Origin of the sequence: Paenibacillus forsythiae T98 (genome assembly GCF_000520735.1) — a bacterium.
Lineage (GTDB): Bacteria > Bacillota > Bacilli > Paenibacillales > Paenibacillaceae > Paenibacillus_AQ > Paenibacillus_AQ forsythiae.
The window spans coordinates 1-10,581 of the sequence record NZ_ASSC01000595.1 but is presented as its reverse complement, the minus strand read 5'-3'; the positions used below and the strand labels follow the sequence as shown (position 1 = coordinate 10,581).

At 56.8% G+C, this 10,581-nt stretch carries 9 protein-coding genes; all 9 read left to right on the top strand.

Annotated elements, in window-relative coordinates; all coding sequences use genetic code 11:
• Positions 1-59: 59 nt before the first annotated feature.
• Complete coding sequence (thiS, locus tag L692_RS0118620) at positions 60-263, top strand: sulfur carrier protein ThiS (RefSeq protein WP_025701588.1); 204 nt, start codon at positions 60-62, stop codon at positions 261-263.
• 9 nt (positions 264-272) lie between these two features.
• On the top strand, positions 273-1,301 hold the full coding sequence (locus tag L692_RS0118615) for a ThiF family adenylyltransferase (protein WP_025701587.1): 1,029 nt from the start codon (positions 273-275) through the stop codon (positions 1,299-1,301).
• Between the two features lie 40 nt (positions 1,302-1,341).
• On the top strand, positions 1,342-2,112 hold the full coding sequence (locus L692_RS0118610; RefSeq protein ID WP_025701586.1) for a thiazole synthase: 771 nt from the start codon (positions 1,342-1,344) through the stop codon (positions 2,110-2,112).
• A gap of 14 nt (positions 2,113-2,126) precedes the next feature.
• Entirely contained in the window at positions 2,127-3,245 is a 1,119-nt protein-coding gene (gene thiH, locus L692_RS0118605; RefSeq protein ID WP_025701585.1) for a 2-iminoacetate synthase ThiH, read from the top strand.
• A 137-nt stretch (positions 3,246-3,382) separates the two neighbouring features.
• On the top strand, positions 3,383-4,987 hold the full coding sequence (locus tag L692_RS0118600) for a fumarate hydratase (protein WP_025701584.1): 1,605 nt from the start codon (positions 3,383-3,385) through the stop codon (positions 4,985-4,987).
• A gap of 261 nt (positions 4,988-5,248) precedes the next feature.
• The gene (gene pnpS, locus L692_RS0118595) at positions 5,249-7,045 is read left to right on the top strand and encodes a two-component system histidine kinase PnpS (protein ID WP_025701583.1); all 1,797 of its coding nucleotides are present in this window, start codon (positions 5,249-5,251) and stop codon (positions 7,043-7,045) included.
• A gap of 143 nt (positions 7,046-7,188) precedes the next feature.
• The gene (locus tag L692_RS0118590) at positions 7,189-7,917 is read left to right on the top strand and encodes a response regulator transcription factor (RefSeq protein WP_025701582.1); all 729 of its coding nucleotides are present in this window, start codon (positions 7,189-7,191) and stop codon (positions 7,915-7,917) included.
• Positions 7,918-8,050: 133 nt separating this feature from the next.
• Positions 8,051-9,478 carry a methyl-accepting chemotaxis protein gene (locus L692_RS33855; RefSeq protein WP_025701581.1) on the top strand — a complete coding sequence of 476 codons (1,428 nt, stop codon included), beginning with the start codon at positions 8,051-8,053 and terminating at the stop codon, positions 9,476-9,478.
• 76 nt (positions 9,479-9,554) lie between these two features.
• Complete coding sequence (gene pstB, locus L692_RS0118580) at positions 9,555-10,334, top strand: phosphate ABC transporter ATP-binding protein PstB (protein WP_025701580.1); 780 nt, start codon at positions 9,555-9,557, stop codon at positions 10,332-10,334.
• Positions 10,335-10,581 lie beyond the last annotated feature (247 nt).

Genomic DNA, 10,581 nt, shown 5'->3' with positions numbered 1-10,581 from the left:
GCTGCCATGTCTTACCGGTCAGCCGTCCGGGCTGCTCGCTATGAAAGGAGGTGAGGGCAATGAAGCTGTATATCAACGGGAACGAGACCTCGCTGGAAGAAGCTTGCGGGACGCTTGAGGATCTGCTGAGCCGCCCCGAATGGAAGGAAAGGCGGATGATCGTTGAACTGAACGGCAGGATTGTGGGCAGAGATGATTACGGGACCGTCCGGCTTGCCGAAGGGGACCGCGTTGAGCTTGTGCATTTTGTTGGGGGAGGCTGAGGCTGGGAGATGAATTTCGCCGGAGAGGACAGATACAGCAGGCAGGAGCGGTTTTACGGAATCGGAGCCGACGGTCAGAAGAAGCTCGCGCAGGCGAAGGTTCTTATCATAGGGGCAGGGGCGCTTGGCTCCGCATGCGCGGAGACGATGGTGCGCTCGGGCGTAGGCAGGGTGACCCTTGTCGACCGGGATTATGTGGAGTGGAGCAACCTGCAGCGTCAAAATCTGTACAGCGAGCAGGATGCGGCCCAGCGGATTCCCAAGGCGGTGGCTGCCGCCCGCAGGCTTCGCAGCGTCAACTCCTCTGTGGAGGTGGAAGGCATCGTTACGGACATTACCGCAGAGGAAATCGGCCTTTATACCCGCGGCGTCGATCTTATTCTGGATGCGGCGGACAATTTCGAGGTGCGGATGATTGTGAATGACATTGCCGCGCGGGACGGCATCCCGTGGATCTACGGCGCCTGCACCGGCAGCTATGGGATTTCAATGACGATTGTTCCGGGAGAGAGCGCCTGCCTTCACTGCTTGATGGACGGCGTTCCCTCCGGAGGGGATACCTGCGACACGGCGGGCATCATCGGCCCTGCCGTGCAGATGACGGCGGCCTACCAGACGGCGGAAGCGCTGAAGTGGCTGTCCGGGAACTCTAGCGCGCTGCGCGGGACACTGGTCTCTTTCGATCTGTGGACGAACCGCCACTCCTCGGTGGAGACGGCCAGGCTGAAGCGCGCCGACTGCCCGTCCTGCGGCGCCAAGCGCACTTATCCTTATCTGTCGCCGGGGAGCCACTCCAGAACGACCGTGCTCTGCGGGCGGGATACGGTGCAGATTCGCCCGCAAGGCCCGGTGACACTTGATCTGGAGGAGTGGGAGCGGCGGCTGTCGGCTTACGGGCGGGCGGAGCGAAATCCTTTCATGCTGTCTTTGACGCTGGAGCGGCACCGGATGGCGATCTTTCCCGACGGCCGGGTGCTTGTTCACGGCACGGGCGATCCGGCCGAAGCCCGCTCTTTGTATCACCGTTATTTTGGCTGAACACTGAACCATTATATTAACCGGATAAGGAGGAGTTATTATGCAGGATGCATTACATATCGGGGGGAAGGCCCTGTCCAGCCGCCTGTTCATCGGAACCGGCAAATACAGCCGCAACACGCTGATTCCGGAGGTAATCGCCCGCTCGGGTTCCGAAGTCATTACGGTGGCTCTTCGAAGAGTCGATCCGGCTTCGCGGGAGGAGAACGTTCTGAGCCACATTCCGCCACACATGACCCTATTGCCGAATACTTCCGGCGCGCGCACCGCAGAAGAAGCCGTGCGCATCGCACGCCTGGCCAGGGCCGCAGGGATGGGGAACTGGGTGAAGATTGAAGTTATTAACGACCAGAGATATCTGCTGCCCGACAATCTGGAGACGATCCGCGCTACGGAAATTCTGGCGGCCGAAGGCTTCGTTGTGCTACCTTACATGAGCCCGGATTTGTCTGCGGCGCTCCGGCTGAGAGACGCGGGCGCGGCGGCGGTGATGCCGCTTGGAGCGCCCATCGGAAGCAACCGGGGCCTCCGGACGAAAGAGCTAATCGGCATCCTGATTGAAGAGGCCGGCCTTCCGGTCATTGTGGACGCCGGAATCGGGCGCCCTTCCGAGGCGACGGAAGCGATGGAGATGGGCGCAGCTGCCGTGCTGCTGAACACGGCGATTGCCACCGCACGCGACCCGCTTGGCATGGCGGAAGCTTTTCGCGGCGCGGTTGCCGCCGGCCGGCAGGCGTATCTGGCCGGGCTCGGCCCGGTTCAGCAGGAGGCGGAAGCTTCTTCGCCATTGACCGGTTTCTTGAACGTATAGGAGGGAGGAGACAGATGAGCTTTTATGAGTCGCTGACGACCCTGGAGAGTATTCCCTTTAAGGAGTTGTGGCGGGAGTACACGAAGGAAGATGTAATGCGGGCGCTGGGCAAGGAGAAGCTGGAGAAGGAGGATCTGCTTGCCCTGCTGTCGCCGGCAGCCGGTCCGCTGTTGGAAGAAATGGCGCAGAAGGCGCAGCGGATCACCCGCTCGCATTTCGGCCATGTCGTTCAGCTGTTCACGCCGATGTATGTGGCGGATTATTGCGTCAACCACTGTACGTACTGCAGCTTCAGCGCCATTCATGATTTTCCGCGCAAGAAGCTGACGCTGGAGGAAGTTGAGAAGGAAGCGGCGGCAATTGCCGCAACCGGACTTCGCCATATCCTGCTGCTGACGGGGGAATCACGCAAGGATTCGCCGGTCGGTTACGTTAAAGATTGTGTAAAGGTGCTTCGACAATATTTCTCTTCCATCAGCATTGAGGTCAATCCGCTGTCCACGGAGGAATACCGGGAGCTGGCCGATGCGGGTGTGGACGGATTGACTCTGTTCCAGGAAGTATACCACCAGGAGACGTACCGCAAGCTTCATGTCAAAGGACCGAAGCGGAATTTCCGGGCCCGCCTCGATGCGCCGGAGCGCGGCTGCCTTGCGGGCTTCCGCTCCGTCAACATCGGCGCCCTGCTCGGCTTGTACGATTGGCGGCAGGAAGCCTTCCTGACGGCGATGCACGCGCGTTATCTTCAGGACCGCTACCCCGGCTGCGAGATCAGCCTGTCACCGCCGCGCTTCCGTCCGTATCTGGGCAGCTTCAACCCCGAATCGGACGTGACCGACCGGGCGCTGGTGCAGATTATCCTCGCTTACCGGCTGTTCCTGCCCCGTTCCGGCATCACCTTGTCCACAAGAGAGCCCGCTGAATTGCGGGACCGTCTTGTGCATTTGGGGGTAACCAAAATGTCTGCAGGCGTCTCGACTGAGGTGGGCGGGCATACCAGTGACGGCGGAACGCCGCAGTTTGAAATTTCGGACAGCCGCAGCGTGCCGGAAATCAGGGATATGCTGTACGGCAGCGGGCTGCAGCCGGTATTCAAGGATTGGGATATCCTTGCGGAAAGCCCGGCGCGCTGATGAAGAGGTCCACGTGTTCAAGCCAACCTTCCTTTTTGCGGAGGGTTGGTTTTTTTATGGCAGAGGCATCGGGTATGATATGATAGACACTAGTGAAGGCGATCCATAACCGGGACATGAGAGGAGTGCAGTTAATGATGGGGAAGTTCGAAGACAGCGTATACGATCTGATCGTTGAGACCTCAACGAACTTGCCGGGCGACGTGCGGCGGGCCGTGGCCGCAGGACGCGCGCTTGAAGACAAGGCCACACGCTCGGGATTGGCCCTGGCGACGATTACGCAAAATATCGGCATGGCCGAGCTTCAGGTTTCGCCCATTTGCCAGGATACGGGCATGCCGACTTTTGTCATACATACGCCGGTAGGCGTGAATCAGCTCGAAATGAAGCGCGATATTCAAAGCGCCATTGTGCGGGCGACCCGGGACGGCAAGCTCCGGCCCAACTCGGTCGACTCGCTCACCGGAGCGAACAGCGGCGATAATCTGGGAGAGGGAACGCCGGTAATCCATTTTGAACAGTGGGAAGAGGAGCATATTGATATCCGGCTCATCCTCAAGGGGGGCGGCTGCGAGAACAAGAATATCCAGTACAGCCTTCCTGCCGAGCTTGAAGGACTGGGCAAAGCGGGACGCGATCTGGACGGTATCCGCAAGTGCATTCTTCACGCGGTCTATCAGGCCCAGGGGCAGGGCTGCAGCGCGGGATTTATCGGAGTAGGCGTCGGCGGAGACCGGACCTCCGGATATGAGCTGGCGAAGAAGCAGCTGCTGCGGAAGGTGGATGATACAAATCCGATCCCTGAACTGCGGCAGCTCGAAGATTATATTATGGAAAATGCCAACAAGCTAGGCATTGGCACGATGGGCTTCGGTGGGGAGGTAACGCTGCTCGGCTGCAAGGTTGGAGCAATGAACCGGCTGCCGGCGAGCTTTTTTGTCTCTGTTGCCTACAACTGCTGGGCATTTCGCCGCCAAGGCGTGCTGATTGACGCTGGTACCGGGGAGATTCGGGAGTGGCTGTATGAGCGGGGCTTCGGTATATCCGCAGGAGCGGGCGCAGCGGAAACATCCCTGGATATGAAGACAGGCGGGGCCGGGGAGTCCGGCGTCCCTGGCGTTCATCCCGCAGCTGGGGAAAGCGCCGATACGGCAAGCGGGGCGAGGGAGATCCGGCTGACAACGCCGATAAGCGAAGAAGACATACGCCGTCTGCGCGTCGGGGATGTAGTCATCCTGTCGGGTGAGCTGCACACCGGCCGCGACGCCCTGCATAAGCATTTAATCGACCACGAGTCACCGGTCGATCTGAACGGGGCGGTCATTTACCACTGCGGTCCCGTCATGCTTAAAGACGAGGAGGGCTGGCATGTGACAGCCGCCGGTCCGACGACGAGCATCCGGGAGGAGCCTTACCAGGGCGATATCATCAAGAAATTCGGCATCCGGGCCGTCATCGGCAAGGGCGGCATGGGAGCCAGGACGCTGCAGGCGCTCCAGGATCATGGCGGCGTCTATCTGAATGCGATAGGCGGAGCGGCCCAGTATTACGCTGAATGCATCAAGAAAGTGGACGGTGTGGATTTTCTTGAATTCGGCATCCCCGAGGCGATGTGGCATCTGACGATAGACGGATTTGCGGCGATTGTGACCATGGATTCCCACGGCAACAGCCTGCATGCCGACGTGGAGAAGGATTCCGCCGGGAAGCTGGCGCTGCTTCGTGAAACGGTGTTTAAGTAAAGCCATTATATTTATTTATCTTATAGCGTCCCGCCAGGGAGTCTCATTGCCCGAAGAGTCTGGTATTGCTTGAGACACACTGAACGGGGCGGGGCTTCAAAAAGCGATTGCTTCCTTGCTGAAGCAGAGCGGAGCGCAGATGCATCATGTCTGGCGCTCCGTTTTTGTCTTGCCGAAGGCAGGCCCGCACTGGCAATTTCACCGAAATCGGGCTACGATAGTCTCAGGCAGTTTAGTCAAACATAGAAAGGCATGTGCCGAATGAAACCGTTTCGAGTCCGTCTTGCGTTAATATTAATGACTTTGATTGGAATTTCCATGGTTGGAGCAGGCTTTACGATGGCGCATTTGTTCAGGAATTCCCATGTTACTGCGCTTGAAGATCATATGTCCCGGGAAATAAATTTGCTGGCGGGCACGATGGAATTCCGCGATATGAATGCCCCGGATGCGATTGATTATTATACCGGTCAGGCCCACAGCATTGGCAAGCTTACGAGCTCCAGAGTCACTTTTATCACAATCAAGGGAAAAGTGATCGGCGACTCGGAGAAGAATCCGCAGCTAATGGACAATCATTCGAATCGTGAAGAAGAGATTATCGCCGCCAAGGATGGCATTGGACGGGCCATCCGCTACAGTGACACGTTGATGCGGAATATGCTGTACGTTGCCCAGCGGGTGATGTCGGAGAACGGGAGCTTTAATGGATATATCCGGCTGTCTCTGTCTCTTGATACGGTAGAACAAGGAGTGAGCAGAGCCTGGACGATTATGGCCGGAGGGCTTGTCGTCCTGTTCATAGTGGCAGCTGTTGTCAGTTATCGTGTCGCCCTCAGTCTGACTTCACCGCTGGAGCAGATTACCCGTGTCGCCCGCCGGATTACCGATCTGGATTATGACGCCCGGGTATCTCTGAAACGAAAGGATGAAATCGGCCAGCTTGCATCCGCGATCAACGTGATGGCCGACAGTCTCCAGACCCAGCTCCGGACGATACGCGATAACGAGAACCTGCTGCAAAGCGTGCTTGATAATATGACCAGCGGCATCCTGCTGGTGAATGAACGGGGAGAAATCGCTCTGCTCAACAAGGCGGCGGAGAAGATGCTTGATGTGGACGCGGACGATTTGGTCGGCCGTTCCTTCCGTGAACTAAAGCGCCATTACGAGCTAACCCGAATACTGGAGGATGGATTGTCCCGCAGGGAACCGGTTCATGAGGAACGGAGCTTCTATAATTCCGGCGAGCGGATTATGCGGCTGGACGGGGTGCCCATGACGCAGGACGAGTCTTACCAGGGCATGCTGTTTCTGCTTCAGGAGGTAACGGAGATCCGGAGGCTGGAGAGAATGCGCAGCGAATTCGTCGCCAATGTGTCGCATGAGCTCAAGACGCCCGTCGCGGCAGTCAAGGGATTTGCGGAGACGCTGCTCGGAGGCGGGGTGAAGGATGAGAGAACGGTAAATTCTTTTTTGCAAATCATATATGACGAGAACGAGCGGCTGAACCGTCTGATCGGCGATATTCTGGAATTGTCCAAAATCGAATCCAAGCGCGTCCAACTGGAATGCTCCCCGGTTCACCTGGCGTCCTTCTTTGATTCGCTGCTCGAAACGATGAGCAAGGTAGCGGAGAAGAAAAGCATCAGTCTGAGCGCGGACGTACCAGAAGAACTCTTTATTGAAGGCGATGAGGACAAGCTCCGGCAGATTTTCCTCAACCTGCTCTCGAATGCGATCAGTTATACGCATGAAGGCGGGAACGTCAAGGTGAGGGCGGTGAACCGGCAGAAAGCGGACGGTAAGGAAACGGTTGTATTCACGGTCACGGACACCGGGATCGGAATTCCGCGCAAGGATCTGCCCCGTATCTTCGAACGGTTCTACCGGGTGGACAAGGCGAGGTCGCGGAGCTCTGGCGGAACCGGACTCGGATTGTCGATTGTCAAGCATCTGATGGATCTGCACCACGGGACTATTTCTGTGGAAAGCGATCTGGGCATCGGAAGTACGTTCACTCTGGAGCTTCCGCTGCTTCAGGAGGATGAAATTTAACTTTTCTTGCAGGAATTTCGTTGTTTTTGAACCGGCAGGTAAGAGTGGGGTTAAAAAAGGGCGATTTGAGTAAAGGTTTTACACTGGGATAACATTACGATGATATGATGGGCTTGTCAAAACTTATGAAGACGGGGGAACCTATGGCACAACGATTGCTTGTCATCGAAGACGAACCAACCTTGGCTCGGCTGCTGTCTTACAATCTGACGCAGGAAGGCTACGATGTGACCCATGAAGATCACGGAACGGCGGGCTATGACCGTGCGGTCAAAGAGCATTTTGATTTGATTGTGCTGGATCTTATGCTGCCGGGAATGAACGGGATTGATATTCTGGATAAGCTGCGCGGTCAGGGTATAACAACGCCAATCATCGTGCTGACAGCGAAGAACACCGAAGAGGATGTTGTCCGCGGCTTGAAGTCGGGAGCGGATGATTATATGACGAAGCCTTTCGGCGTATCCGAGCTGCTCGCCAGAGTCAGCGCCGTGCTCCGGCGCATTTCGGGCATATCGGAAGAACCGCAGGCCAGAACGAGTGAGACCGATTCCACCATTATTCTCGGACAGCTGGAAATCTATCCCGAGCGCTATGAAGTTACGTTGGGAGGACAGAGCATTAATCTGCGTCCCAAGGAATTTGAAGTGCTGCTGTACTTGGCCCGCAAGCCGGGCGTTGTGTTGACAAGAGACGATTTGATGAACGCCGTCTGGGGGTTCGATTATATCGGCGGGCAGCGGACGGTTGATGTACATGTCAGTTCGCTGCGCAAGAAGCTGGAGCTTGATCCTGAGTCGGTTCATATCGATTCCATCCGTGGAGTCGGATACAAGCTGGTCGTCAACAAACAGAGAACTCCGGTCGCTTAATGAGGCCAGGGGTTCTTTTTTTGATAAATATGGGTCAAGGGTTTCATTCACATTTCATTAACGGTAAGAAAATATTCCTATGACATTTTATTGATACGCTATGTACATAATAGTCATGCAGGAGGAATGCGCATTGGGTTCACTCACAACGGTTGAGGAGGAGAGAGGCAAGCTGGGCGAAGGAGGAACGGACATACGAACCGATGCGGCGGCAAACGACAAGCTTACCATCAAGCGCCAGGAAATCGGACGGAATGAACATCTGCTCAGGCAAAAGAGAAAGGCGGCCCAGACGGGGGTTCTCTCATTGGAAGCAGCGCAGGCGAGTGCGTCACGGACCGCTGTACAGACCCGACCCTCTTACTCCGAAGCCACGGAAGAGTTTGCCGGAGAAGCGGGAGATGGAAGGGAAAACGGGACTTGCGTAATGACGAAAGAGCGGGAGACCGCCTTGCCAGTGGACACGGAGGCGCCGACGGCCCGTCCTTCCGCCGTTTCGCTTGCGGATTACTGCATTAGCGTTCCGGAAATCGATCTGCACCTGAACTGCCTGGAGGCGCTTGAGGTATTTCGCGACAACCTGAACGCTCCCTGCATTGTCGTCAGGGATGAAGAGGAACGCCCTGCCGGTCTTCTTATGCGGGATTCGTTCCACCGCCAGCTGTCGGGCAGATTCTCGGCAGAGTTGTTCTATTCGCGGCCGGCCTCCCGTTTTGCCGATAATGAGACGCTCATGGTCGAGTCCTCGGCTTCGCCCTCCGGGCTGATCGAAAGGGCGCTGCGGCGAAAGGAAGAACAATTCTATGACTGCGTTATCGTTACGGAGGAAGGTAAGCTCAAGGGCGTATTGACGGTCAGGGATTTGATGGCGCTCTCCGGGCGTCTTCAGGAGCGGGCGGAGCAGGAACGCCGCCTTGCGGTGGAAGGAAGCTGCGTCCATGTCGGCGAAATGGGGTCGGCGCTGCAGGAAGCCGCAGCCGCCGCAGAGACGGCGCGCGCGGAATGCGGGCGTATGGAGCAGTGGATTGCCGCAGGCTCCGGGAAGCTGGGTCATGTACATACTTCATATTTGCGGGTAGAGGAGCGGATGTCCGATCAGCGCAGCCAGGTAGAGGAGCTGTTGAATAATGTGACGGAGATCGCTTCCCTGACAGGAGAAATTGACGGGATTGCCGAGACCAGCGAGCTGCTTGCGCTGAACGCCTCCATTGAGGCTGCCCATGCCGGCGAACATGGACGGGGCTTTCAAGTCGTTGCGGACGAGGTGCGGACTCTTGCCCGCCATACCCGCCGGCTGACGGCGAGCATTTCCTCGCTGCTTGGAAGTATTGGGGAGCAGGCGGCCCGCACCGCGGAGCTCACTGGAGCCGCCGCCGGAGACATTGGCGGCAGTGCGGAAGAGATAGCGGCTGCGAAGCGGCTCTTCGCAAGTCTTCAAACTGCGGTGTCCACAGTGGAGAAGGCGGACGAGACGGCCTGCCGGCTGGCGCGGCAGAGTGCGGACAGGGCTTTGGAGGTCAAGGGAAGACTGCTTGCGATGAGTGATTTTACAGAGCGTTAACAATTCTCTGGAGCGGTATTTACAATCATGGCTTATGATTGTACGGAAGATGATGAGAAGGAGACGCACACCTATAATGAAGTCCGTCATTGACACAGAACAGAAGACTATCATTAACATAGAGAAGCTGGATCTCTACTACGAATCCTTTCATGCGCTTAAAGGCATGGATTTGCAAATTCCGGAGAAGGCGGTTACCGCATTTATCGGGCCGTCAGGCTGCGGCAAATCGACGCTGCTGCGTACCTTGAACCGGATGAACGATATGATTCCGGGAACGCGGATTGAAGGGAAGGTCCTGATTGGCGGCAAGGATATTTACGGCGGCAATGTCGAGGTTGAGAGCCTGCGCAAACAGGTGGGAATGGTCTTTCAGCAGCCGAATCCTTTTCCGAAATCGATTTATGATAATGTTGCTTACGGCCCAAGGCTGCACGGCAGCCCTCCCAAAGCCGAGCTTGACGAGCTGGTGGAGCAAAGCCTTCGCCAGGCGGCCTTGTGGGAGGAAGTCAAGGACTTCCTGAAGAAATCGGCGCTTAGTCTGTCCGGCGGACAGCAGCAGCGGCTGTGTATTGCCAGAGCCCTTGCCGTACAGCCCGATATTCTGCTGATGGACGAAGCAACTTCCGCGCTTGACCCCGTATCGACACAGAAGATTGAAGAGCTTGTTCAGGAGCTGCGGGACCGGTATACGATCGTCATGGTTACGCACAACATGCACCAGGCTGCGCGGGTATCGGGCAAAACGGTGTTCTTTCTGAACGGCGTGATTGTCGAGGCGGCGGATACGGAGCAGCTATTCTCGAATCCCAAAGATTCGCGCACCGAAGATTACATTTCCGGCAGATTCGGCTAAGCATCGGCTTCCTGCGGGGAGTATATGATTGGCCTGCCCGGATGACCTATTGATTCGAGGAGGAACGCTCTAATTATGATTCGAAGAGTGGAATTGGATAAAAATCTTGACGAACTGCGGAACTTGCTGCGCCAGATGGCTGAGCATGTCATTAACGCGCTCGAAGGAGCCGTGCTTTCCCTGCAGAAACAGGATACGTCCAGGGCACAGGAAATTGTGCAGGCCGACGTCCATCTCAATGAGCTGG

Excerpts from the sequence above, each read along its gene's own strand:
- L692_RS0118615 (WP_025701587.1), top strand. The coding sequence starts at position 273 with ATGAATTTCGCCGGAGAGGACAGATACAGCAGGCAGGAGCGGTTTTAC.
- L692_RS0118600 (WP_025701584.1), top strand. The coding sequence starts at position 3,383 with ATGGGGAAGTTCGAAGACAGCGTATACGATCTGATCGTTGAGACCTCA.
- L692_RS0118610 (WP_025701586.1), top strand. The coding sequence starts at position 1,342 with ATGCAGGATGCATTACATATCGGGGGGAAGGCCCTGTCCAGCCGCCTG.
- pstB (WP_025701580.1), top strand. The coding sequence starts at position 9,555 with ATGAAGTCCGTCATTGACACAGAACAGAAGACTATCATTAACATAGAG.
- thiS (WP_025701588.1), top strand. The coding sequence starts at position 60 with ATGAAGCTGTATATCAACGGGAACGAGACCTCGCTGGAAGAAGCTTGC.
- pnpS (WP_025701583.1), top strand. The coding sequence starts at position 5,249 with ATGAAACCGTTTCGAGTCCGTCTTGCGTTAATATTAATGACTTTGATT.
- thiH (WP_025701585.1), top strand. The coding sequence starts at position 2,127 with ATGAGCTTTTATGAGTCGCTGACGACCCTGGAGAGTATTCCCTTTAAG.
- L692_RS0118590 (WP_025701582.1), top strand. The coding sequence starts at position 7,189 with ATGGCACAACGATTGCTTGTCATCGAAGACGAACCAACCTTGGCTCGG.